This is a genomic window from Ammoniphilus soli (assembly GCF_040813775.1).
In genome coordinates this window covers 374,336-399,544 of the sequence record NZ_JBEGDL010000001.1, presented here as the reverse complement: position 1 = coordinate 399,544, position 25,209 = coordinate 374,336, and the positions used below count along the sequence as shown (strand labels likewise).

Genomic DNA, 25,209 nt, shown 5'->3' with positions numbered 1-25,209 from the left:
CCCCCATTTATAAGTTTATTGTAATTTTTGTACGCGATCCCACTGGCTGATGATGTCTGTGACCCGAACGCCGAAGTTCTCTTCGATGACTACTACCTCTCCTTTAGCGATCAGCTTGTTGTTGACAAAGATATCAACAGGTTCTCCAGCCAGTTTATCTAACTCAATGATAGATCCTGCAGACATTTCCAATATATCTTTGATTTGTTTTTTTGTCCTCCCCAGCTCCACGGTAACTTGCAGAGGGATGTCCAGGAGCAAATTCAAATTCCGGTCATCCACTGCCGGAACAGTACCTGGCACGTGAAATGGGCTAAACTGAGCGTTTTGAACGTTTGGCTGCTGTGGCTGTGTTCCCCCTCCCATTGGCGCGCCGGCATAGTTCGGCATGCCGTACATAGCTTGTGGCGGAGGTGGATACATCGCCTGATGATAAGGGTAGCCTGGTGGCTGATGATACATCGGCTGGGCAGCATAAGGTTGTGGTGGCGGAGGATAGCCTGATGGCTGCTGCTGTCGATGCGGGTCCCAGTATTCCGAATCAGGCCTCTCCCTTGCCGGTTCGGGGGGCGCCGCCTTCTCCGCTTCCTGCTTTACCTGAGGAGCTTGGGGAGCGGGTTCGTCGACATCAATGCCCCCTCCTCCTAGCAACAAACCAACCATTTCCTTAGCAAATGAAACAGGAAGCAGTTGCATAATGCTTGAGTCAATCAAATCCCCGATTTTGATTCGAAAGGAAATTTTTATAAAGACCTTCTCATCTGGCAACGTCCCTATTCCTTTGTTATTCGAAAAATCCAGTAAATCAATGCCTGGCGGGGAAATATCCACACGCTTGTTGAACAAGGTAGACATTGATGTAGCTGCTGAACCCATCATTTGATTCATCGCTTCCTGTACGGCACTGATATGCAATTCCGTTAATTCAATATCTCGATTGGTACCGTCGCCACCCATCATGAGATCGGCAATGACTTTTGCGTCGTCTGAGTGAATGACGAGAAGATTGAGCCCCCTAAAGCCTTCCGTATACTCTACATGCACTGCAACATGAGGATGCGGGAACTCCCGGGAAAGCTTATTCTGTTCGACTACACGAACTGCAGGGGTAGTAATGTCTGTTTTTTGACCGAGCAAGGTAGACAGGGCCGTGGCTGAGCTGCCGAAACAAATATTGCCAATTTCCCCTAACGCATCTTGCTCCATCGGTGTCAAATAGCTGTTAATATTCAAAGTTTCATTATCATTCAGCGATTGTTCGTCCAGATGGTTCTGCCGAAGCAGGGCATCGATTTCCTCTTGGGAAAGCATATCCCGATTATTCATATTCTTCCATCCCTTCGTCTAGCACCTTGTCAATCTGTATGGCAAGCTTTCCCCCTTGAGTACCTGGCCGCCCTTGAAATTTATATTTGGTACCGATACGAATATTCATGGAGTTATCTTTCTTTGTACTAAGCTGAATAATATCTCCATTGGAAAGGTTAATGAACTCGCCTACAGAAATGCTTGCTGTACCTAACTCTGCAATAATCGGGATTTGGGCCATCTTTACCCGCTCTTGTAGGGCGGTGATCTCCTTCGAGTCCCTCGTTTTCTTTTGTGACGATAACCAATAGTGAGCAGATAATTTCACCATTACAGGCTCCAGTACAACATGGGGCAAACATATATTGATTACTCCCGTGGTATCTGCAATCTTTGTGCTAAAGGAAATAACTGCTACCGTCTCATTAGGAGAAACGATTTGCATAAATTGAGGATTGGTTTCCGTCATGGTTAATACCGGGTCAATGGCCAAAGCATCTTTCCATGCATCCGCGTAAATTTTCAGGGATTTTCGAAACACTCTCTCCAAAACCATGGTCTCAATTTCCGTAAGCCCAGTAAACTTGTTCTGGCTGCTTCCCTGTCCTCCCAGCAAGCGATCCAACATCGCATAGCCTACATTCGGGTTAACCTCCAAAACCATGCGTCCGTCTAGGGGATCTGCCTCAAACACATTCAGAATGGTCATTTTAGGGATGGATCGAATAAACTCATCGTAAGGAAGCTGATCCACGGATGCCACTGTAAATCGGACAAGTGTCCTAAGCTGTGCAGAAAAATAAGTAGTCAGCAGCCTAGCATAGTTCTCATGAATACGGGTTAAAGTCCGGATTTGATCTTTGGAAAAACGCAGAGCCCTTTTAAAGTCATAGAGCCTAACTTTTTTTTCTGTAAAATCCTTCTTCATTTCGTCCGCATTCATTTCCCCAGTTGACAATGCGGCAAGCAGTGCATCAATTTCATTCTGGGATAATACTTCCGATGACAGATCGGTCACCCCCTTTACCAAAGAAAACTACCTTATTGAATAATCATTCGTGTGGTAAGCACCTCATCCACTTTTCCTTCTTGCAATAACTCATTTACGCTGACTTGGATTTGGTCTTCAACCTTCTTTATGCCCTCCGGCCCGCGGATATCTCCCTCCGTCATCCCAGAAAGGGTCTTTAATATGATATGATCCACTTGGTATAATCGCTTTTCCAGCTCTTCCCTGGATTTCTTGTTATCTGCTTGGAGCTTGAATTTTAACCTCACATATCCCCCGCCGTTTAAATTGGTTGTCATCTCTTCTGTTTCCACGCTTAATTCCAAGATTTCATCAATGCTTAGCGGTTCTAGCTCCTCAACCTCTGCATTAGGCGGATTTATGTATAGCTTATAAACCGCAACGGATGCCACCCCCAGGAGGGTAATTGCAATCATAATGATTAAGGCTATATTGAAGAGTTTATTTTTAAACATGCGGGCCTCCAGCTTCTCTTATCCCTATGGTTTTCAAAACATGGACTTCCCGGTAAAACTCCTTCATAGTTAAAATAACATCTAACGCTTTTTCTTTAACTATGAACTTCTTTCCATTCGTTAAGGTGATGATCGTATCTGGTGTTTCTTCTATTGTCTCTATCAAAAACGGATTAAGAAAATAAGTGCTGTTATTTAATCTTGTAAGCTGGATCATGTTCCGCAGCTCCTATTAATAGGATGAGAAGAAAGGGAGATACCATTTCTGTCCCCCTTTCACTCTTCTAATATTAACGTTTCAGGTTAATGATTTCTTCCATCATGGTATCCGATGTAGTGATAATTCTGGAATTAGCTTGAAACCCTCTTTGAGTTACAATCATATCCGTGAATTCTTCGGTAAGATCAACGTTCGACATTTCCAGCTGGCCGGAGATAATTTGGGTAGTCGTTCCCTCTATATCGTCCAAGGCCTGTATCTCTATTTCTTCAGGGTGGGCATTTAAGGTCACTTCATATAGTGATCCTCCCGCTTTATTCAATCCGGCTGGGTTATTTACCATTACAACACCTATGGTTGTAATTTCTTCAATTTCTCCATCTGCATTGGTACCGGAAATAACTCCATTCGTCCCAATAGAGAATGACTGATATTCATCAGGCGGGATATTGATCGGCTCACCATCCGAATTTATAACTAGAAAGCCTTGTGGTGTTACTAGGTTTCCTGTTGCGTCACGAGTGAAATCACCCGCTCTGGTCAGAAGGACAGCATCTTGATCCGGATCCGGCTTGACGGCAAAAAAACCATCCCCATTTATAATTAGATCCGTCGTTACGTTCGTAGCAATGGGACTTCCCGGCGTGTGAATGACATTAATGGCCGCAACCTGAGTACCCAAGCCTATTTGTCTTGGATTTCTTCCTCCTCGGGCTTCGGCTTCCCCTGATGTCGCCGCATTCACCGTCTGGCTCAGCATATCCTGGAATGTCACTCTACTTTTCTTAAATCCAACGGTGTTCACATTTGCTATATTATTTCCTATGACATCCATTTTCGTTTGGAAGCCTCGCATCCCTGAAACACCAGAATATAGTGAACGTATCATCTATTCTCCCCCTTATCGTCCTGACTGCATCTGTCGGTCAGCAGTCCTCAAAGCCCCCCGAAGGTCCAGCTTTGTTATATTAAAATGGTGCTGTCTATTTGAGTAAAAACATGATCCTTTAAGGATTGATCATCAATGGCGGTAATGACGGTTCTATTCTTGGTACTGACGATAAATGCCGTATCTCGCATAATTACTAGGGTTTCTTTCCCACCTTTTTGCGATGCTTTATCAACCGCTTGCTCCAGGCGTTGAAGTTGGTCTTGCGAAAGCTGAATTCCCCTTCCTTGCATTCGATTTAAGGCATGCTGGCTAAATTGCAAGGGTTGAGCTATTCCAGGTTGTGTCGTCTGTTGAAGAACTTGCGCAAACGTCTTCGTTGCAGGATTCGGTTGAGCGGGTGAAATTTTACTGCCCGCCGGCGGCATGATCGGAGGATAAAAAGGTCTATTCACCTTCATGTTATTCAGCCTACTCCTTTATACGGTATAATTAATCCCGATTTCATCCCTGCTTTGGATTGATAGTTTCATATTGCTTAACTGCTCTTCCATCTCTGTATACTCTTTGTTCTTTTTTCCTCGAGAGTAAAACGGCTTCTGCTCCTGGTTATGTCTCTGATGCTGTTGAAAAGGCAAATAATTGTTGGAAGAAGAGTCAACGACCTCTAAATTATGTACCGTAACCCCTTGAAGCTGTAGGTTGTGTCTTAAATGCTGTATCTGCTCTTCTACCGCTTGCTTGGCCACTTGATTTTCTACAATGAATTTTGCCGTCAACTGACCGTTTTGCGTCTGTATCATCACATCTAATTTCCCTAGAGAATCAGGTTGAAGCTGTAAAATCATTTCCTGTACCTGCTGTCCATTTCTCACGAAAACGTTTCTAGCAAATAAAGGTTCCAAATGTTTGGATAACCATTGAATTGGGACCTGGCGCTCCAGCAAATCCCCTTCACGAACTTCACTCCTTGCCGAATTGGGATTCATGGGGGGTTGTACTCCGATGGAATCATGTAGAGGTCTTAAAGACTCTAATGTGAGCTTGCTCTCACTTATATCGGTTAGTTGCTCTGATGCCACCCCTGCTCTATTCGTGCTATGCTTGCGAATTATGGAGTGGACCTCCTGATTTTTAACCAAGGGCTTGATCCTTTCGCCTGATTCCTCCAGTGAACTTGAAAAATCTCTTTCAATCATACCTAGTAAACTTGGAATTTTCATCAACTCTTCTTTCCCGTTCTCATTATCTGTGATAATCATGGAAGATTCTATCGAACTTAAGTTTTGCGTTAATCGATCCAACACATGTTGAAGCTTGTTTAGGCTTATATCTGATATCTCCCCTTTTTGGATTGATAATTTGATAGTTTGCAACCGTTTAGTCAAATCCTGTATTGGAACAACAGAAAGTTCAGTAGCCATCAACTGTTCAGGGCTCTTTGGGATTAAATCTGTAAGGTTAAAAAAACTTGCTAATAGATCATCAACTGCTTCTAGAACCTCTTGCTTCAGTGACATGTCATTAAGCTTCGTTTTCTCTTGCTGAAGCAATCCAGAAAACAAGTTGTTTTCCGGTATTTTACAGCTTAAATTCGGTCCCTGATCTTGCAGTTGCATCGGTTGGAGAAAGAGTTGTTCAGCCATAGACATTGTCTTCACTCATCTCACCTCCTTTCACACTTTCCGTAGCTTACTTAAAATATAGAGCAAGATCTACGAAAATACAACAATCTTCCCTAAATAGACAAAAAAAATGTCGAACCTTTTTCCTATTCGGATATCAGTTTTGAGGTTAGTTGCGCCGCTAAAGCAGGTTCCTTTTCATTCAACTTTTCAATGACCGTTCCTCTTTGCCGATTTGACATTTTAGCTAGTATGGCAATCACCTTTTCCTTCTCTTGCGCAGACGGGCTTTTTTGCATTTCAATTAAAAGATCGGCTACTGTCGCAGGATTCATGCCGGCAAAGGAGCTTACCATTTCCTCAATATCTCTTCTGGTTTTTTCCACTTCGGATAATGCCTTTGTCAAAGCCTGAATCCTTTGCTGCAAGGCTGCGATTTCATCTTTTTCTGATAACTGCAGATCCTTCAGAAGGATTGTTAGATCCGCAGCTTTTTGCGGATTCATTTTGGCTACGATTCCTGCACGCTCATCGGGTTTCATCGAGGCCAGCACAAGTACAGCTTCTTCCATAGATAAGCTCTCCATTATGGGTGCTGCCTTACTGGCTGACATTGTGGTATATAATTTAGCTAGCTCTTTCATTCTCAACTGTCTTTCTTCTTCGCTTACACGCTCTTGCTCCAGCTGTTTTTGAAGGCTTAAAATCTCTTCATTCAGCTTTTTCACTTGATCGTCATTGGACTCGTATTCTTTTTTCATGGTTTCTATTTCTGTTTGTTTTCTCTGGATTTCTTCATTTAGAACTGCAATCTCTTCATTTAAACGAGCAATTTGCTCTTCCAGACGAGGTTGTGGGGTTTCTTCGAACTCCCCTTCAATCGATGGTTCCGGCAGATATTTTTCTAGAACAGGAATCTTATTGCCAATCGTTAAAGCCTTATTCACAACATCATAGCCCAGCAGGCTTAGCAGCAGTCCCGTCAATATCAGGGTAAAGAGAAGAGGGAGAAAGATTATATAGAAAAACCATTCGAGCTTACCGTATTTCCGGTCTTCAACCGTTTCCTCCATATATTGTCCCCCCTCTTCGCACATAGCGCTGTAAAGCTAATTCATCCAATTCTTTTTGTTCTCTCTGTAAGGCTTCATGCTGAAATTCTTTATAAGAGTTGTTCTTCCAATTCTCCCAAACTCGCAGCTCTCTCATTTTCTCCGTTAACTGCAAGTGAGAGGCGCTTACCCTTTGCTCCGCTTTATCAACTTGCTTTTGTTTTTGTAAGTATAGTTTTTCCAAATGCTGTATATAGGAGCAGACTTCTAACAGCAGTTGTGCGGGTAATGCCTTCATCACCATTTCCGCTCGTTTCTTTTCCCATTGCTGTATACGCTGAACCAACTCGTCAAGCTCAATCTGCTCTTTATTGAGGGAAGCTAGGCTTTCTGAATACTTGGCTTTAGAATCCTCTTTCTCCCTATCTTTTAAATCCATCAGCTTTTGAAATCGAAAGGAAAAGCCTGCCACTTCTTATCACCAGCCATCCCCGAAATTATCCTTTAAAGCCTGAGCCGACTCCTGGAAATTAGAAGGCTCATGCGTACCCTGGGCCGTAAACCCCCGAATAAGCGAACTGTATTTTATCGCTTGATCGATGTCACGATTTGATCCCATCTTATACGCTCCAATATTTATTAAATCTTCATTGTCACGATAGATCGCCATCAACTTTTTCATTTGGTTAGCCGCCTGCTTATGGACAGGGTCGACTACATCATTCATGACCCGGCTTACGCTTGCCATAACATCAATAGCAGGGTAATGGCCGCTCTGCGCTATTTTCCTGCTAAGCACGATATGTCCATCCAATATCCCACGCACCGTGTCAGCAATTGGATCATTCATGTCATCCCCATCCACCAATACCGTATAGAATGCTGTAATGCTCCCTTGTTGAGAGGTACCGGCGCGCTCCAGAAGCTTAGGCAGCAAAGCAAACACAGATGGGGGATAGCCTCGAGTAGCCGGTGGCTCGCCGACTGCCAAACCGAGCTCCCGCTGAGCCATGGCATAGCGAGTAACCGAATCCATCATCAGCATGACATTTAGCCCCTGATCTCGAAAGAACTCTGCAATAGCCGTAGCTACCATGGCCCCTTTTATACGGATGAGGGCGGGTTGATCCGAAGTAGCCACAACGACCACCGAACGCTTCAACCCATCTTCTCCCAGGTCCTTTTCCATAAACTCTACGACTTCCCGACCTCGTTCTCCGATTAGGCCAATTACATTAACATCCGCCTGCGTATTCCTTGCGATCATCCCAAGTAAAGTACTTTTTCCTACTCCGCTTCCCGCAAAAATCCCAACCCTTTGTCCCTTCCCTACTGTTAGCAAGGAGTCGATTGCCCTTACTCCGACACTCAGCGGGTCTTTGATTCGCGGCCTCTGCAAAGGATTGGGAGGCTGATTGACAGCCGGATAATCCGCTAGTCCATACGGAAGTGAACTGCCATCCATTTTTTGTCCTAACCCATCCAAAACTTGTCCTAAAAGCTCTTGTCCTACTTGAATCATGAACGGCTTGCCTGTTGCCAATACATCACAGCCTGGGCCTATCAAGCCTAGATCTCCAAGCGGCATGAGCAGCACTTTATTATCCCGAAATCCAACTACCTCAGCCATGACGGGATGACCTTGCCCTTGCGGAAGGATGTGGCAGACTTCTCCCAATCGAACGTTTGGTCCTTGCGATTCAACCGTCAGACCGATCACTTGAGTCACTTTTCCGTTTAGCCGAATCGGGTCAAGGTCGGATAAACACTGCAAATAAGCTTGTAAATTAATTGGTGCCACCAGCCTTTCTCCCTTGGGCTAATGACATCAAGGCCTCTGAGATTTCTCCCAGCTGTGTATCTACTCTTGCATCCACTGATCCAAAAGCCGAGCGAATCAAGCAGCCTCCGCCTTCGATGGAATGGTCAGGAAGAATGAGGAGATCGGCTTGCCCGCTCAGCATATTTTTCAGCTGCGAATACTGTCCTTCAAGAAACATATAATTCTCAGGTCCGACACAGATCGTTATTTTGTCTACCTCTTGCACTTTTTTGAGAGCTTCTTGTACCATAGATAACATTTTTTCGGGATAAAGAGATAACTCTTCCATTATTACTTTTTTTGCAACAGCGAGGGCAATCTCCATAATGACAGGTTCGGATTCCTGAATCCATCTTTCTTTTGCCGTCTGTGCCTCTTCTAAAATTTTTCGCGTTTTATCGATGGCGGCCTGTTGTTCTTCCCAAGCCGACTCATATCCCTGGGCATGGCCTTGTTGAAACCCTTGGCGGTAACCATCGTCAACAGCCTCTCTTTGAAGCGCTTCGTCTTCTTGCCGTCGCTCGGTCCACCAATCTTCGATCTCTTCCTGGGCCTTTTGGTAAATGAGTTGAGTTTCCTCTAAGGCTTGCTGGATGATGGTCTCTGCTTCTTGTTTGGCCTGGACGAGGACTTCCTCCGCCTCCCGTTTAGCCTCTAGCAGCATCTCGCTTTTGCTATCAGGCTTGCCGCTGTCTTCAGCAGCCACACTTTCATTCGAACATAAAGTCTGTTCATGGGAAATCAAGACTTCCTCTGCTATCGTCATGTATTCACTTGCACGAATCACACTCGATCTGGAGCGTTGCGGAATCATCGGTACATACTGTTGAGCTTTAATGATATTAGACAACGATTTCGTCTCCTCCTCCACGAGAGATAATAATTTCTCCCGCTTCCTCTAATCGTCGGATAGTGGATACTATTCGTGTCTGGGCCTCCTCTACATCCCTAAGCCGTACAGGGCCCATGAATTCCATTTCCTCTTTAAAGGTTTGCACCATTCTCTTCGAGATGTTCCTAAAAATTGCATCTTTTACTTCCTCACTCGCTACCTTCAAGGCTAGCATCAGATCGGCATTTTCTACGTCGCGAATAATCCGTTGTATGGATTTATCATCAATGGTGACAATATCCTCAAATACGAACATGCGCTTCTTGATTTCCTCTGCCAGTTCCGGATCTTGAATCTCTAGAGTATCCAGGATAGTCCTCTCGGTACTCCGATCCACATTATTCAGAATGGCAACCGCTGCTTCGATCCCTCCAGCCTTTGAATAGTCCTGGGTTATCGTCTGGGAAAGCTTCTGCTCCAAAACCTGCTCCACTTCGCTGATCACTTCAGGAGAGGTACTATCCATCAAAGCAATCCTCTTGGCCACATCAGCCTGCCTTTCATGAGGCAATGCAGACAAAATAGCCGAGGCTTGGCCCGGTTCCAGGAAAGACAAAACAAGGGCAATCGTTTGGGAGTGCTCATTTTGAATGAAATTGAGTATCTGGGCAGGATCTGCTTTCCGGGCAAAATCGAACGGTCGAACGTGAAGATGAGAGGTCAGTCGGTTTATAATATCCATCGCCTTTTGCTGACCTAAGGCCCGCTCCAAAATATCTTTGGCATAGCCAATTCCACCCTGGGAGATATAGTCTTGGGCAATGGCGATCTGATGGAATTCGTCAACGACCTCTTCCTTCACTAAGTTATCTACTCTCCGCACGTTTGCAATTTCTAACGTCAAATCTTCGATTTCATCTTCTCTAAGATGCTTAAATACTTGCGCTGATATATCGGGTCCCATTGATATTAATAATATTGCAGCTTTTTGCCTGCCGCTTAATCCCTTATTCGCCATATCCTTTCACCTCTAGTCCTCTTGAAGCCATACCCGCAATAGATTAGCAAACTCCTCGGGCCTCTGTTTGGCCAGTTTTTCCAGCTGTTTGCGCGCGATCACTTCTTCAGTTTCCGTATATTCAATGTCAGGGATCTCTGCTTCCGCGAGGGGTTCATTTGACAGTAAAAGATTTTCTTCTTGCGCACGCTGTTTCTTTCTGCGCATAAGCCAGTAGACTCCTCCACCGATAAGCACTGCACCTGCAACCCCCGCCAGAATATAATAAAGCATCATGCTTTCGTTGTTCTGAAGCGGTACCTGTTTTCCTTGGAATGGTTGAGCAACGACTTTGATGCGATCGGAAATATATTGATCATCTACTTCTTTGCTGATCGCAGAACGGACAACGTTTTTCAGGATCTCTTCAATCGCTTCTTTCGTAGTTTCGGCATCCTGAGAATCAGCAGGCAGATCAACACCGACATTAATCGTTAAGTCTTCGACAAAATAGGGACTTCTTTCAATATCTCGAGAAATCCGATTCACTTCTCGATTGACCCGTTCCTCTATTTCCTCCATCTCACTTTTCCCTTGACCCTGCTCGTTTCCAGGATATTGAGGAACATCTGTTTCTCCTGTCCCCGGGACCCCACCGCTTTCGCTACTCGTTCCGCTGAAAGTCTTTTGTATCTTTTCTACTGAAATGGCGATACCTTCCTGATTTTCTTTATCAACCGCTTCGACAAGCTGCTGATCCTCTTTGACTTTATCGAAATTCAACCTAACTTTGGTATAAACATAAACCTTATCCATGCCGATAATAGTACCAAGCATGTTATGCAAATCTCTCTGAATATCGTCCTGTACCCTTCTCTCAATGGAACGTTGCTGCTCATAGGCTGTAAGCCCCATGTTTGACCCTTCTCCATTGACATACTCCATCATGTTGCTGTATTGATCCGTTATGACAATGTTTTCGATCGGCAGATTGGGCACAGTCTTAGAAACAAAGTGGTATAGGGTATTAATTTTATTTTGGTCCAGCTTGGTGCCAGGTTCCAGCTGGAGCAAGATCGAGGCGGTTGCCGTTTCGGCCTCGCTGCTTAGGAATAGCTGTTCTTTAGGGAGCGTAATCATCACCCTAACGTCTGATACCCCACTAAAGCCTTTAATGAGTTTAGCCAAATGATTTTGGAGCACATCTCTTTCTGCTACATCAAATTGTCGCTCCGTAATACCGAACCCCATATTCTCAAAGATATCCAGACTTATGTTGCTTCCCTTCGGCAATCCAGCTGCTGCTAGATCCACAGTAAGGGCAGGAGCATCTTTTCTCGGGACAAGGATGTTTCTTCCATCTTCCGAAAGCTGGAATTGGACTCCTTTGGATTCTAGTTCCGCCTTGACCTCTCCTATTTCTTCTATACTTAACGAGTTTTTGAATAAAGGGATAAATTCTGGCCTTGATGCGAAATAGACCCATAGCGAGAGAGAAACCACGAGAAACAAAAAAGTCGCAGCAGCGATGATTTTCTGCTTCGTTGTATAGGAATGATATAATTCCGATAACCTTCCTTTTAATGCTTGTAGCTGCTCATTCATATCTCCACCCCAGGGTCTTCCTCAGATCTAGTTTCTTAGAAGAAAAATGAATCCTCCTGTTGGAGGATCATACTATCTAAATGCTCATTCTCATGATTTCTTGATAAGCTTCCACTACCTTATTTCTCACTTGCAAAGTCAGATCAAGGGTTACACCAGCCTGTTCCTTAAGAATCAGTGCCTTGTGCAGTTCATTAACATTTCCAGCAGCAATCTGCTTCGATGCTTCAGAAGACGTGACTTGCTGTTTGTTCACATCTTCCAATGCCTGATTTAAAAAGGAAGAAAAGGTTTGAAGCGCTTCCCCCGGTGTCTTGTCCGCCGGCTTCACCGCTGATTGAATAAATTTCGAATGAATTGGAGTTATAGCCATTAAGCTCCCTACCTTCCGATTTCAAGTGTTTTAACCATCATCGATTTCGTCGCATTAAAAGCGGTTAAGTTCGCTTCATATGACTTCGTTGTAGTCATTAAGTCAACCATCTCTTTTAACGGATCGACATTAGGAAGCAACACGAAGCCTTCGGGATCTGCATCGGGATGCTTTGGCTGATATACTCGTTTAAATGGGGTTTGATCCTCAATAATCTTCATTACCTTAACTCCTCCAGCTACCGCAGGCTTGGCCGCTTTCCCCATTGCCGCTTGTAATGCAGCGTCAAAAGGGGTGGAATTCAACGGCGCGACTTGTACCATCTTTCTGCGAAATGGCTCCCACGTTCCGTTGACTTGCTTCCCCCTCGTCGTATTTGCATTTGCCAGATTAGAGGATATGATATCCATTCGCAAACGGTTCGCCGTCAGCGCTGAAGCACTGATGTTCATCCCTGAAAACATGCTCATAGTTACTTGCCTCCCGAAATGGCCTTCTTCAATCCAGAAAAGTGGCTGTTTGTTTGATCTATTAGCGCATTGTACCAAACTTGATTTTTTACCATATCTGTCATCTCTGCATCGACATCCACATTATTTAGATGGTTTTGCATAATTCCTGGTTTGACAAATATTTTAGGAGTAATCGTCGATTTAGCCGCTCCACCAAAGGGAATATGTCTGGGGTCTGTTCTGAATCCTTCAAAAGCAGGCTTCGCCTTCATTGCCTTTCTTAGTTCCTCTTCAAATGCAACTCCCTTACTTTTGTAGTTTGGAGTGTCTACATTAGCAATATTATCCGCAATCACTTTTTGCCGCATCGCTGCAGCATCTAAAGCACTACTTATCATGAAAAGCTTGCTTGAATTTAGCAAAGCACTTCCCCCTTCCTGTTTCGCTTCCCCTCACTCGCAGTATGTATTTATTCCACACAATCTCCTAAAATTCCTCCTTTTTCGCTAGCGAAAACCGATGTAAGACATAGTAATTTGTCGAATTGTTAGCAACCAAAAAGATATAAATAACGTGAAACAAAAGAAAAGCCCTATCTTCAAGATAGGGCTTTTTACGTAGGCAAACAATAAGTAAATTTATGAAGATTTTAGTTTAGCTAATTCAGGCAGAAGCTTATCATTAAGAACTTTTATGTAAGTCCCTTTCATGCCTAATGATCTCGATTCAATAACCCCTGCACTTTCTAGCTTACGCAGTGCGTTTACGATTACCGAACGAGTGATTCCTACACGATCGGCAATTTTACTAGCAACCAGCAAACCTTCCTTGCCATCCAACTCTTCAAATATATGTTCTACAGCCTCTAACTCACTATATGACAAGGAACCGACAGCCATTTGAACAACAGCCTTACTGCGGGCTTCCTGTTCAATTTCTTCTGCACGCTCACGCAGAATCTCCATTCCTACTACCGTTGCACCCACTTCAGCAAGGATCAGGTCATCGTCCGTAAATCGCTCTGTTACACGAGCAAGAACCAATGTTCCAAGTCGATCCCCGCCACCGATGACTGGCACTAGCGTCGTGACCGATTCATTAAACACTTCCTTCATCTCTACAGGAAATGCCGTATAAGGGCTTTCGATGTCTAGATTTGCTGTTGTCTCCTCCACCTTCAATAGGAGGTGACTGTAATCCCCCGGAAATCTTCTTTCCTGCAGCATTCCTGCAATTCGCTCATTATGGATTTCCTGAGCAATAGCGTACCCGAGAATTTTTCCTTTTCGGCTCAAGATGAAAGTATTTGCTTCAATAACTGTACTTAACACTTCAGCCATTTCCATAAAGTTAACCGGGTGTCCCGCTGTTTTCTGTAATAAGCGGTTAATTCTTCTAATCTTTGATAGTAAATCCATTACTTTTCCTCCTAAAGAATAACTTGAGTTTACTTACAGAATATATTGAGAGAGATCTTTGTTCTTCACTATCCCTTTTAATCGCTCCTCTACATACTCTGGAGTGATCACAACCCTCTCCATCGTTATGTCCGGGGCATTAAAAGATAAATCCTCTAGGAGTTTTTCTAAAATAGTGTGCAATCGTCTAGCTCCAATATTATCTGTATGATCATTCACTTCTTTGGCCATGTTTGCCAACTCTTTAATAGCTTCGTCAGAAAATTCGATTTTTATTCCTTCTGTTTCCAAAAGTGCAGAATATTGTTTAATAAGTGCATTTTTAGGCTCAGTTAAGATCCTTACAAAGTCTTCGACACCCAAACTGGTCAGTTCCACGCGAATCGGAAATCTTCCTTGCAATTCCGGAATTAGGTCTGAAGGTTTTGAGATATGAAAAGCACCTGCTGCAATAAAAAGAATATAATCTGTCTTGACGATACCATATTTTGTATTCACGGCCGATCCCTCAACAATGGGAAGAATATCCCGTTGCACTCCCTCCCGGGAAATGTCAGGAGATCCATTCGACCGCCCGCCGGCAATTTTATCGATCTCATCAATAAAAATGATGCCTTGCTGCTCGGCTCTCTGGATGGATTCTTGATGGACTTCATCCATATCAATTAATCTCTGCGCTTCTTCTTGAACCAAAATCTTTCTGGCTTCCCGGACCGTGAGCTTTCGCTTCTTCATCTTTTTGGGAAGCAAGCTGCCAAACATTTCCTGCATGTTCATTCCCATTTGGTCCATGCCCGCCCCATTGAACATATCGAGCATGGTAGGCATTGAGTCCTCAACCTCCAGCTCTACCATATGGTCTTCCAGTTCACCCATAGCCAGCTTGTGGGCCGTTTGCCTTCTCTTCTGGATGACATCTTGGTCTTCAGCTTGATTCGTTTGTTGATTCGCTTGCATCTGATTGGAAAAAAGCATTTCGAAAGGGTTCTTAAAGTTTTTATTTTCTTTTGCTGAAGGCACGAGAAGTTGAACAAGCCTTTCTTCGGCTTGCTTTTCTGCTCGGTCTTTGACCCCTTCCATCTTTTCAGCTTTGACGATTCGGATGGAGGTTTCTACCAAGTCTCGGACCATCGATTCCACATCTCTTCCTACATAACCGACTTCCGTAAACTTTGTCGCTTCCACCTTAATGAATGGGGCGCCAACCAATTTGGCTAAACGCCTAGCAATTTCCGTCTTTCCGACACCTGTTGGGCCGATCATCAAAATGTTCTTTGGAGCAATTTCCTCCCTCAGTTCTTCCGGCAGCAAGCTTCGGCGAAATCTGTTGCGCAGGGCAATAGCCACCGATTTCTTGGCCTCAGATTGGCCAACGATATATTTATCAAGCGACTCAACAATTTGTCTCGGTGTATAGTTATCAGCTTTCTTCATCCTACCCACCCCGCTATTCGAGTTCTTCCAATACAATATTATGATTGGTGAAGACACAGATCTCCGCTGCGACAGTAAGGGATGCATGGGCAATCTCCTTGGCTGTCATATTCCCTCCAGCGTACTGCGCTAAAGCGCGGCCTGCCGAAAGGGCGTAGTTCCCACCGGAACCTATAGCCAAAATACCATCGTCCGGTTCGATGATCTCCCCGTTCCCGGAGATCAGGAGCAAATTTTCTTTATTCATGACAATCATCATCGCTTCAAGCCTTCGCAGGATTTTATCCTGTCTCCATTCCTTGGCTAGTTCTACAGCTGCGCGCTGCAGATTTCCGTGGAATTCCTCCAACTTGCCTTCAAACTTCTCAAATAATGTTATTGCGTCGGCAACCGAACCAGCAAAGCCCGCGATGACTTGCCCTCGATATAGCCTTCTTACCTTTTTAGCCCTTTGTTTCATCACAACGCTGTTTCCAAAGGTAACTTGACCATCTCCAGCCATAGCCCCTTGGCCGTTATGAAGGATAGCGAATATGGTTGTAGCATGAAAAGTCATTTCCAACTTGATTGCCCCTTTCTCCTCATGCAGGGATGATTGGTGTTGGGTCCCGTGTCAAGATTGCTGCAGAATGTTGCAAGATAATAAACCGCAAGCTGAAGAATGGGAGCTGTTGGCACAGCTCCCTTCAAGCTTAATAAATATTATCATAGAATGCGCATTATTGGCAACTTAAATTGTCTTACAGGCTAGTAAAATTCTGAATTGTCTCCAATGCCCTCTCCGCCAGCTTTTCATATCTTTCCTTTTTGCTCCTGATTCTTTTATCTAGAGGAGGGAATAAACCGAAGTTCGCATTCATCGGCTGGAAATGATCAGGGTTAGCCGTCGTGATATAGTTTGCCATGCTTCCAATCGCCGTTTCGGGCGGCAAGGTGACGGGCACTTGTCCTTTGGCCACTCGAGCGGCGTTAATTCCGGCGACCAAACCTGCTGCTGCAGATTCCACATAACCTTCAACGCCTGTCATCTGACCAGCGAAGAAAAGCGTATCCCTTTCACGGTACTGATAGGTTGGGTTAAGCAGCTTAGGGCTGTTAATGAACGTATTGCGATGCATGACTCCATACCTTATAATTTCTGCATTTTCCAAGCCGGGAATCATTTGAAACACGCGCTTTTGTTCTCCCCACTTTAAGTGGGTCTGAAACCCTACCATGTTAAAAAGCGTACCCGCACTATTGTCTTGACGGAGCTGAATGACAGCAAACGGCTGCTTACCTGTCCGAGGATCAACGAGCCCGACGGGTTTCATCGGACCGAATAAAAGGGTCTGCTTTCCTCTTCTCGCGATTTCTTCCGCAGGCATACATCCTTCAAAGTAAATTTCCTTCTCAAACTCTTTCAAAGGAACAACCTCTGCTGTAGTCAAAGCCCCGTAAAATCGGTCAAATTCCTCTTCCGACATTGGACAGTTAAGATACGCCGCTTCGCCTTTATCATATCGAGAAGCAAGAAACACCTTCTCCATATCGATCGTTTCTTTATCTATAATAGGAGCTGCTGCATCATAAAAATAAAGATACTCCTCCCCCGTCAGCTTTCTCAATTGCTCTGACAGAGTCGGGGAAGTCAGGGGGCCCGTTGCAATGACGCAAATCCCTTCAGGTATTTCCCCCATCTCTTCATTTCGCACCGTAACATTCGGATGATTGCGGACCCACTGGGTTACGGCCTCTGCAAACTCATGGCGATCTACAGCAAGCGCTCCTCCTGCAGGGACAGAGCATGAATCAGCCGCTTTAATGATAACGGAATCAAGCCTCCGCATCTCTTCCTTTAGGATTCCTACAGCATTCGTTAACGTGTTTGCCCGAAGGGAATTGCTGCAAACCAATTCCGCAAATTTGTCCGTGTGATGCGCGGGAGTTTGCCTGACCGGTCTCATCTCGATGAGCTCGACCTGGACACCGCGGTTGGCAATCTGCCATGCCGCCTCACTGCCAGCCAAACCTGCTCCTACTACAGTTACTTTTTCCATATCCAATCTCCTACATCATATTTCTTTTTTCTTTACTGGTTTTCTTCCATATAATCACAAGCGATACATTGAACGCTCGCTTCTTTCTTTTTGCCCTTCTTTTCCACAAGCATGGAGGTGCATTTTGGACATTTTCGCTCAATAGGCTTATCCCAGGAAACGAAGTCACATTCGGGGTAATGGCTGCAACCGTAGAAAGTTCTTTTTTTCTTGCTCTTTCTTTCTACGATCATTCCTTCACACTTAGGGCATCCAACACCCGTTTCCTTTAATATTGCCTTGGTATTCCGGCATTCAGGAAAACCTGAACAGGCAAGGAATTTGCCAAAGCGGCCTAATTTATAAACCAGATGCTTTCCGCATTTTTCACAGATCTCGTCGGAAACCTCATCTTCGATTTCCACTTCCTGCATATACTTATCAGCTACTTCCAGCCGGTTTTCAAATCCCCGGTAAAAACCATCGAGCACTTTTACCCAGTCAGCCTTTCCTTCCTCAACATAATCCAGATCTTCTTCCATCTTTGCAGTAAAGGTTGGATCTAAAATCTCAGGGAAGAATTCTCCCATCAGCTCAATGACGATCTCACCCAATTCCGTAGGGATAAATCGTTTGTCTTCTAGAGCTACATATCCCCTTTTTTGGATGGTGTCAAGTGTAGGCGCGTAGGTGCTTGGACGCCCTATGCCCAATTCCTCTAGCATTCTCACTAAGCGAGCTTCGGAATAACGAGGCGGCGGTTGGGTAAAATGCTGCTTGGGATCCATTTGATCCAGTCCAAGCGTTTCCCCTTCGGTAAGAGGAGGAAGGATGTTGTCTTTTTCTTCTTTGCCATCATCGTTGCCTTCCACGTAGACCTTCATAAAACCAAGAAAATTCACCTTGGACCCGTTTGCTCGGAAGGTTGCCTCGCCTGCCTCAATTGTTACGGTCATGGTATCCATGACAGCAGAAGCCATTTGGCTGGCTAGAAATCGTTCCCAGATTAAACGATAAAGCCGGAGCTGATCCCTGCTTAAAAATTCCTTCAGAGAATCTGGGGTGCGAAGAACAGAGGTCGGGCGCACCGCTTCATGGGCATCCTGCGCATTTCCCTTCTGGGCATGGGTTCTCGCTTCTTCTAGGGCATATTCTTTTCCAAAAGATTCTGTTATATACGACTTGGCTTCTTCAATGGCCGTTTGGCTCACTCGGGTAGAATCAGTTCTCATATAAGTGATTAAACCGACTGTACCTTCTTTGCCAAGATCAATTCCTTCATATAATTGCTGGGCAATCATCATCGTCTTGGCTGCTCGGAAATTCAGCTTACGCGCAGCCTCCTGTTGCATGGAACTGGTAATGAATGGCGGTGCTGGGTTGCGCTTGCGCTCTTTTTTCTTAATGTCTTTGACGATGAAGGAGGCGCCGCCGATCCTTTGCAGCAAATCCTTGATATCCTGCTCGGATTTCAATTCGGTTTTGTTGCCTTGGTATCCGTAAAACTTGGATTCAAAGACTTCTCCTGTTGCACCCTTAAGAAAAGCCGTAACCGACCAATATTCCTCAGGCACAAAATGCTTAATTTCATTTTCCCTATCGATAATGAGCCTTACCGCAACTGACTGCACTCTCCCTGCACTTAAACCCTTTTTGACCTTTTTCCAAAGAAGAGGGCTTATATTGTAACCGACTAAACGATCTAAAATCCGTCTGGCCTGCTGGGCATTGACGAGATCCATGTTTATTTTTCTCGGCTGTTTAAAAGCTTCTTTCACGGCTTGCTTCGTAATTTCATTAAATACCACTCTGCATGGTTCACTCTGATCCATATTAAGGCTATGGGAAAGATGCCAAGCTATCGCTTCCCCTTCCCTGTCGGGGTCAGCTGCTAAATAGATCTTCTTGACTTTTTTCGCAGCATCGCGCAACTCTTTCAATACGTCCCCTTTACCTCGGATCGTAATATATTTAGGATTAAATCCTTCTTCGACATTCACTCCCATTTGGCTTTTTGGCAAATCGCGAACATGCCCCATGGAAGCTTTCACAATGTATTTTTTCCCGAGATATTTCCCGATGGTTTTAGCTTTTGCGGGAGACTCTACAATTACTAAGGCATCTGCCATCGATGTCCTCCCCCTTTCCCAACTGATCGCAAGCTTCTTGATATTAAAACATATATACAAACGATATTGAATGGTTAATCTTCCCTATTATTAAATATGCACTTACCTTTTGTCAAACTTCTTTTAAATCTTCCTGGTAAAGATACTGCCTTGCAGTTGGAAAACCTTACCTCCCAACTGCAAGGAAAGAAGCTCAGACAAGACCTCTTGTATAGGGAGATTGCTCCTTATGACAATCTCATCTACAGTCAGCTTCGTATTCTCTAGGATATCCAAAATTTGTATTTGTTTAACCGACATTTTCTCGTCCTGGATCGCTTGCTGAGTCGGAAACTCTTCCAGAATATCCGCAATCGATGTGACTAATTTGGCTCCTTCCTGAATTAAGCGGTTTGTCCCTTGACTAAGAGGAGAAAAGATGGAACCCGGAACAGCCAAAACGTCTTTTCCTTGTTCTAGCGCACAGCGAACCGTAATGGCTGAACCGCTTTTTACAGCAGCTTCTACGACGAGTACCCCCAGTGATAAACCACTGATCAAGCGATTGCGTGCAGGGAAATGAAGCGGGTGGGAGGGATAGCCAGGTGGATACTCCGATAATATGAGGCCTCGTTCCTGGATTTTTCTGTAGAGTTCTTCATTTTGACGAGGATAGATCACATTAATGCCGCTTCCTAATAGCGCCACCGTATGGCCGTTCACAGCCAGGGAACCTTTATGCGCTTCGGCATCCACCCCTTTAGCCAAACCTGACAGGACGGCAAATCCAGCTCTGTCGACCTCTTCAGCCAGACGGAAAGCCACCTGCCTTCCGTACGGAGTAGGCATTCTAGTCCCTACGACAGCAATTCCGGGTTTTGTTAACAGCTCTAATTTTCCTCGGGCATACAGGACAAATGGGGGGTCGTGGATTTCTCGAAGCAGGGGCGGGTAGGTTGAATCGAGGATCGTGATCGTATGGATTCTTGCTTCCAATAGCTTTTGTTTTATTTCTTGAACTTGTACGGCGGTTAATTGTTTCATCTTTTCTATGCGTTTGACTGATAAGTTAGGAATGTTAGGGAAGGGATAATGAATTGAAGTGGAATGAGAAGCGATTTCTTCAAGATGGGGGAGAATAGCAGCTAATGACTTTCGGCCGATACCTTCGATTTGGCTAATGGAAACAAGCCAATCTCTAGGTTCTAGCAAAGATGGTATCATATTTTTCATCCTTTCCTTGAATAAAAAGATAAAGCAGAAGAAGAGGAGCCTATTCTCCTATAGACTCCTCTTCCAGGGCATTACTTCACAGTCTTACAAGTTTCAAGCAATCCTTTTTCTTCAAGTACTTCGATAAGAGTTTGCCCCATGACTGCTGGAGTTTTCGCTACACGAATTCCGCAATCTTCCATGGTGCGAATTTTCTCTTCAGCTGTACCTTTACCGCCAGAAATAATGGCTCCAGCATGTCCCATACGCTTTCCTGGAGGTGCCGTTTGACCGCCGATAAAGCCGACTACAGGCTTTTTCATGTTAGCTTTTACCCATTCAGCAGCTTCTTCTTCAGCCGTACCGCCGATTTCACCGATCATGATAACCGCTTCTGTATCTGGATCTTCATTGAACAGCTTTAAAACATCGATAAAATCAGTTCCATTTACAGGGTCTCCACCGATACCAACAGCAGAAGATTGACCAATTCCGTTTGTAGTTAACTGGTGTACAGCTTCGTAAGTTAAGGTACCACTGCGGGATACGATTCCTACTTTACCAGGTGCATGAATGTATCCAGGCATAATCCCGATTTTACATTCACCAGGAGTAATGACCCCTGGGCAGTTTGGCCCGATTAAACGCGTTTTCTTGCCTTCCATATAGCGTTTAACCTTAACCATATCCAATACAGGGATACCTTCTGTGATACAAACAACTAAATCAAGCTCAGCATCTACAGCTTCCATAATCGCATCTGCTGCAAATGGAGGTGCTACGTAGATAACGGATGCATTTGCACCAGTAGCATTTACAGCCTCTTGAACTGTGTTATAAACAGGGAATCCTTCGATTTCTGTTCCACCTTTACCGGGAGTTACGCCTCCCACCATTTGTGTACCGTATTCCGCACAACCTTTGGCATGGAACAAACCAGTAGCACCGGTAATCCCTTGTGTAATAACCTTTGTGTTTTTATTTACAAGAATACTCATTCTCTCACACCCCTTTATTTCACCAAGGAAACGATTTTTTCTGCGCCGTCAGCCATTGATTCAGCAGCAACAATGTTTAGTCCGGACTCATTCAGGATCTGCTTACCCAAAGCCACGTTTGTTCCTTCAAGACGAACAACCAATGGACGATCAAGCTGAACCTGCTTCGCAGCCTCAACTACTCCGTTTGCAATAACATCACATTTCATGATACCGCCGAAGATATTAACGAAAATTCCCTTAACGTTCTCATCAGAAAGGATCAGCTTAAAAGCTTCTGTTACTCTCTCTGTTGTAGCGCCGCCCCCAACATCAAGGAAGTTTGCAGGCTCGCCGCCAGCAAATTTGATGATATCCATCGTAGCCATTGCTAAGCCGGCACCGTTAACCATACATCCGATATTTCCATCAAGAGCGATATAGTTAAGGTCATGCTTCGAAGCTTCGATTTCCTTTGGATCTTCCTCGTCCAAATCGCGAAGCTCTACAACATCCTTATGTCTAAATAGAGCATTGGAATCAAAGTTTAGCTTGGCATCTAGTGCCATTACATTGCCATCACCTGTAACAACAAGTGGATTAATTTCTGCGATCGAGCAGTCCTTATCAACAAATGCTTGGTATAGGCTCATCATGAACTTAACCGCTTTATTTACTAATTCATTAGGAATATTGATGCTATAAGCCAGTTTGCGGGCTTGGAACACCTGCAATCCAATCGCTGGATCAACGACTTCCTTGAAGATCTTTTCCGGAGTTTTTTCAGCTACTTCTTCAATCTCCGTACCGCCTTCTTCAGAAGCCATAATCGTAATGCGGCTAGTCGCACGGTCGATAACAACCCCAACATAATATTCTTTCTTGATGTCGCATCCTTCTTCGATAAGCAAGCGCTTGACTTCCTTACCTTCTGGACCTGTCTGGTGGGTAACTAGCACTTTGCCGATTAGTTCGTCAGCATATGTACGGACTTCATCCAGGCTCTTTGCAATTTTCACCCCACCGGCTTTCCCTCTTCCACCTGCATGGATTTGGGCCTTAACGACATAAACACTTGAATTTAACGTTTTTGCCGCTTCTACTGCTTCGTCGGCCGTAAACGCCACTTTTCCATTGGGAACAGCAACGCCGTACTGTCTTAGTATCTCTTTCCCTTGATACTCATGGATATTCATTCTCCATCCTCCTATCACGGTATCTGTCCTGTATGTAGAATAGTCGTCTTCTTCAGAAAACAGGGCATGAAAGACTCCCTAGCAACCTATTCTGCACAAACAAATATAACATATTCGACTAAATGTTCCAAGATCCTTCTTTCGTTTCTACATTTTTCCACAAGATTATTATACCAAAGTATTTACCTATGCAATCATGAATTTTAAAATATGTACTTAACCGGATTAAGGTCATTGATTTCGCTTGTTCTCTAAGAAATATTTAAACTTTGTTGTCGAGAGAGGAATTAGCAGAATTATGTCGAAATAAGCAAGTGTTGTTCAAATATTCTTTTTAGGTGGTGAATACTATCTTTTACAAAACCCATAGTGCGGGTGTCCTCGGGATTGATGGTTTCATGGTTGATGTAGAGACCGATATATCCCCCGGATTACCCCAATACTCGCTCGTCGGCTTACCTGATTCTGCAGTGAAAGAATCCAAAGAAAGAGTACGTGCAGCCATCCGCAACAGCGGATTTAATTTTCCCCTTGGACGAATTACGGTGAATCTCGCGCCTGCCCATGTCAAGAAAGTCGGTCCGGCATATGATCTTCCTGTTGCCGTGAGTATCCTTGCCGCTTCAGGCCAATGGAACCTTCCTAACCTCAGAAATTCCGTGCTGATCGGCGAACTTTCGCTAGACGGAAACATCAAGCCTGTTCAGGGCGTTTTGCCGATGGCCTTAGCTGCAAAGCTAGAAGGGTTTGAACAGCTGGCCGTCCCCAGAGAAAATGCATGGGAAGCTTCTTTGTCCGGCTTAAGCGTATACCCCCTGGATCATCTGCAAGATTTCCCCCTCAGTCTCACTAAGAAAGCGTTTGAACCCCATGAACATCCGTCTGCACATCCGATTTCCCCTGATTTTGCTGATGTTATAGGTCAAAGCTACGCAAAGAGAGCCCTAGAAATTGCAGCAGCTGGTTTTCATAACGTGCTTTTTATTGGACCACCTGGTACAGGAAAGACGATGTTAGCCTCTTGCTTGCCCTCTATCCTTCCACCACTCTCCTTTCGCGAATGGCTAGAGATTGTGAAGATTTACAGCGCTTCAGGAAAAGATCTGCTGCTCTCGAAACCCGAGCGTCCTTTCCGCGCCCCCCACCATTCCATTACAGCCGCCGGATTAATAGGCGGAGGAAACCAAATGAAGCCGGGAGAGTTAACCCTTGCCCACCACGGTGTTTTATTCTTGGATGAAATATGCGAATTCCCACGGCACGTCCTTGATCTATTGCGCCAACCTCTCGAAGAACAGAAGATTGAGCTGCACCGCCAGCGAATTTGTATCACGTTTCCTGCTCGATTTATGCTCATTGGAAGCAGAAACCCTTGTCCCTGCGGATACTTTGGCTATGCAAATGAGGTTCGTGAATGTAAGTGTGCTTCAATCCAAATCGAACGTTATCAAAAACGACTCTCAGGACCTTTATTAGACCGTTTTGATATTCAGGTTGAGGTTACTAGACTCCCCGCGGATTCATTTATTGATCCCATTAATCCAGGAGAAAGCTCGCTTCATATTCGCGAACGGGTACTTCAAGCCATAGAAATTCAGCAAGACCGCTTTCGCACCTCTGCCACTCGCAGTAACGCCGAAATGACTCCTAGCGAAATCAAAGCTTTTTGCAGCCTTTCCCGTTCCGCCCGCAATCTCTTAAAAGTAGTCTATGAGCAATTGCAGTTAAGTCATCGCGCCCATCATCGCCTCTTGAAAATTGCTAGAACAATTGCTGATCTGAAAGGAGTAGTGCAGATTTCAGAGAGTGAGATTGCCGAAGCGGTACAATTCCGGAATATAGAAAAAAAAAATTTTTAGCCCTCCACACCTGTGGATAATTTTAATCACAATATCCCCTTGATAACAATCCGTTTTCCGGACATTCTCCACAGTTCATCCCCATATTATTCACAGGAAGATGTGGATAACCGAACGATTGTTCTCTTTTACCTTCGGTGTTATAATATGGGAAAAGAAAAACTATTAATCCGAGGTGATTCTATGAAACTGCTAAGTGACGAAGCTCTCATTGATGCCTATCACAAATCCGTTAACCTCGATCTAGATAAAGAATTTATTGGCTTATTACTAGATGAAATACAACAACGGAAATTAGACTTAAATCTCTCCCAGCAATAGCTGGGT

At 44.5% G+C, this 25,209-nt stretch carries 26 protein-coding genes; 2 read left to right on the top strand and 24 right to left on the bottom strand.

Annotated features, from left to right (window positions below):
* Positions 1–15: 15 nt before the first annotated feature.
* The 24 genes from fliY to sucC all read right to left on the bottom strand — a co-directional run bounded on the left by fliY (position 16) and on the right by sucC (position 23,023).
* Entirely contained in the window at positions 16–1,326 is a 1,311-nt protein-coding gene (gene fliY / locus ABLT31_RS02120) for a flagellar motor switch phosphatase FliY (protein WP_367748253.1), read from the bottom strand.
* Entirely contained in the window at positions 1,319–2,338 is a 1,020-nt protein-coding gene (gene fliM / locus ABLT31_RS02115) for a flagellar motor switch protein FliM (RefSeq protein ID WP_367748250.1), read from the bottom strand. The genes fliY and fliM overlap by 8 nt, the downstream gene beginning before the upstream one ends.
* Positions 2,339–2,349: 11 nt before the next feature.
* Positions 2,350–2,793 (bottom strand): flagellar basal body-associated protein FliL, encoded by a 444-nt coding sequence (gene fliL, locus ABLT31_RS02110; RefSeq protein WP_367748247.1) that lies wholly within the window; start codon positions 2,791–2,793, stop codon positions 2,350–2,352.
* Positions 2,786–3,010 carry a flagellar FlbD family protein gene (locus ABLT31_RS02105; RefSeq protein ID WP_367748244.1) on the bottom strand — a complete coding sequence of 75 codons (225 nt, stop codon included), beginning with the start codon at positions 3,008–3,010 and terminating at the stop codon, positions 2,786–2,788. The genes fliL and ABLT31_RS02105 overlap by 8 nt, the downstream gene beginning before the upstream one ends.
* Before the next feature lie 73 nt (positions 3,011–3,083).
* On the bottom strand, positions 3,084–3,902 hold the full coding sequence (locus ABLT31_RS02100) for a flagellar hook-basal body complex protein (protein WP_367748242.1): 819 nt from the start codon (positions 3,900–3,902) through the stop codon (positions 3,084–3,086).
* Positions 3,903–3,976: 74 nt separating this feature from the next.
* A complete protein-coding gene (locus tag ABLT31_RS02095) occupies positions 3,977–4,363 on the bottom strand; it encodes a TIGR02530 family flagellar biosynthesis protein (RefSeq protein WP_367748239.1) in 387 nt (128 codons plus the stop codon).
* Positions 4,364–4,381: 18 nt separating this feature from the next.
* Positions 4,382–5,554 carry a flagellar hook-length control protein FliK gene (locus tag ABLT31_RS02090; RefSeq protein WP_367749339.1) on the bottom strand — a complete coding sequence of 391 codons (1,173 nt, stop codon included), beginning with the start codon at positions 5,552–5,554 and terminating at the stop codon, positions 4,382–4,384.
* 119 nt (positions 5,555–5,673) lie between these two features.
* On the bottom strand, positions 5,674–6,600 hold the full coding sequence (locus tag ABLT31_RS02085) for a MotE family protein (protein ID WP_367748237.1): 927 nt from the start codon (positions 6,598–6,600) through the stop codon (positions 5,674–5,676).
* Positions 6,584–7,051, bottom strand: a complete 468-nt coding sequence (gene fliJ / locus ABLT31_RS02080; protein WP_367748234.1) for a flagellar export protein FliJ — start codon at positions 7,049–7,051, stop codon at positions 6,584–6,586. The genes ABLT31_RS02085 and fliJ overlap by 17 nt, the downstream gene beginning before the upstream one ends.
* Positions 7,052–7,057: 6 nt before the next feature.
* The gene (fliI, locus tag ABLT31_RS02075; RefSeq protein ID WP_367748231.1) at positions 7,058–8,380 is read right to left on the bottom strand and encodes a flagellar protein export ATPase FliI; all 1,323 of its coding nucleotides are present in this window, start codon (positions 8,378–8,380) and stop codon (positions 7,058–7,060) included.
* Positions 8,367–9,251, bottom strand: a complete 885-nt coding sequence (locus ABLT31_RS02070) for a FliH/SctL family protein (RefSeq protein ID WP_367748228.1) — start codon at positions 9,249–9,251, stop codon at positions 8,367–8,369. The genes fliI and ABLT31_RS02070 overlap by 14 nt, the downstream gene beginning before the upstream one ends.
* Entirely contained in the window at positions 9,244–10,251 is a 1,008-nt protein-coding gene (fliG, locus tag ABLT31_RS02065) for a flagellar motor switch protein FliG (RefSeq protein WP_367748225.1), read from the bottom strand. Before fliG ends, ABLT31_RS02070 begins: the two co-directional genes overlap by 8 nt.
* Before the next feature lie 12 nt (positions 10,252–10,263).
* Complete coding sequence (gene fliF / locus ABLT31_RS02060; RefSeq protein WP_367748222.1) at positions 10,264–11,835, bottom strand: flagellar basal-body MS-ring/collar protein FliF; 1,572 nt, start codon at positions 11,833–11,835, stop codon at positions 10,264–10,266.
* 76 nt (positions 11,836–11,911) lie between these two features.
* Positions 11,912–12,208, bottom strand: coding sequence for a flagellar hook-basal body complex protein FliE (gene fliE, locus ABLT31_RS02055; RefSeq protein WP_367748219.1), 297 nt, complete (start codon positions 12,206–12,208; stop codon positions 11,912–11,914).
* A gap of 8 nt (positions 12,209–12,216) precedes the next feature.
* Complete coding sequence (gene flgC / locus ABLT31_RS02050; protein ID WP_367748216.1) at positions 12,217–12,678, bottom strand: flagellar basal body rod protein FlgC; 462 nt, start codon at positions 12,676–12,678, stop codon at positions 12,217–12,219.
* Positions 12,679–12,680: 2 nt separating this feature from the next.
* Positions 12,681–13,082, bottom strand: a complete 402-nt coding sequence (gene flgB / locus ABLT31_RS02045; RefSeq protein WP_367748213.1) for a flagellar basal body rod protein FlgB — start codon at positions 13,080–13,082, stop codon at positions 12,681–12,683.
* 216 nt (positions 13,083–13,298) lie between these two features.
* Positions 13,299–14,078, bottom strand: coding sequence for a GTP-sensing pleiotropic transcriptional regulator CodY (gene codY / locus ABLT31_RS02040; protein ID WP_367748210.1), 780 nt, complete (start codon positions 14,076–14,078; stop codon positions 13,299–13,301).
* A 33-nt stretch (positions 14,079–14,111) separates the two neighbouring features.
* Positions 14,112–15,512, bottom strand: a complete 1,401-nt coding sequence (hslU, locus tag ABLT31_RS02035; protein ID WP_367748208.1) for an ATP-dependent protease ATPase subunit HslU — start codon at positions 15,510–15,512, stop codon at positions 14,112–14,114.
* A 13-nt stretch (positions 15,513–15,525) separates the two neighbouring features.
* Positions 15,526–16,068 (bottom strand): ATP-dependent protease subunit HslV, encoded by a 543-nt coding sequence (gene hslV / locus ABLT31_RS02030; protein WP_462976459.1) that lies wholly within the window; start codon positions 16,066–16,068, stop codon positions 15,526–15,528.
* 184 nt (positions 16,069–16,252) lie between these two features.
* Positions 16,253–17,551, bottom strand: coding sequence for an FADH(2)-oxidizing methylenetetrahydrofolate--tRNA-(uracil(54)-C(5))-methyltransferase TrmFO (trmFO, locus tag ABLT31_RS02025; RefSeq protein WP_367748202.1), 1,299 nt, complete (start codon positions 17,549–17,551; stop codon positions 16,253–16,255).
* A gap of 32 nt (positions 17,552–17,583) precedes the next feature.
* Positions 17,584–19,659 (bottom strand): type I DNA topoisomerase, encoded by a 2,076-nt coding sequence (gene topA / locus ABLT31_RS02020; RefSeq protein ID WP_367748200.1) that lies wholly within the window; start codon positions 19,657–19,659, stop codon positions 17,584–17,586.
* Positions 19,660–19,782: 123 nt separating this feature from the next.
* Positions 19,783–20,862, bottom strand: coding sequence for a DNA-processing protein DprA (gene dprA, locus ABLT31_RS02015; protein ID WP_367748197.1), 1,080 nt, complete (start codon positions 20,860–20,862; stop codon positions 19,783–19,785).
* An 80-nt stretch (positions 20,863–20,942) separates the two neighbouring features.
* Positions 20,943–21,848: a succinate--CoA ligase subunit alpha gene (gene sucD / locus ABLT31_RS02010; protein ID WP_367748194.1), complete on the bottom strand. Its 906-nt coding sequence runs from the start codon at positions 21,846–21,848 to the stop codon at positions 20,943–20,945.
* Positions 21,849–21,862: 14 nt separating this feature from the next.
* Positions 21,863–23,023: an ADP-forming succinate--CoA ligase subunit beta gene (gene sucC / locus ABLT31_RS02005; RefSeq protein ID WP_367748192.1), complete on the bottom strand. Its 1,161-nt coding sequence runs from the start codon at positions 23,021–23,023 to the stop codon at positions 21,863–21,865.
* Positions 23,024–23,361: 338 nt separating this feature from the next.
* Here sucC and ABLT31_RS02000 point away from each other — a divergent pair, with 338 nt between their 5' ends.
* Positions 23,362–24,882 (top strand): YifB family Mg chelatase-like AAA ATPase, encoded by a 1,521-nt coding sequence (locus ABLT31_RS02000; protein ID WP_367748189.1) that lies wholly within the window; start codon positions 23,362–23,364, stop codon positions 24,880–24,882.
* Positions 24,883–25,065: 183 nt separating this feature from the next.
* Positions 25,066–25,203 carry a sporulation histidine kinase inhibitor Sda gene (gene sda / locus ABLT31_RS01995; RefSeq protein WP_367748187.1) on the top strand — a complete coding sequence of 46 codons (138 nt, stop codon included), beginning with the start codon at positions 25,066–25,068 and terminating at the stop codon, positions 25,201–25,203.
* Positions 25,204–25,209: the final 6 nt, after the last annotated feature.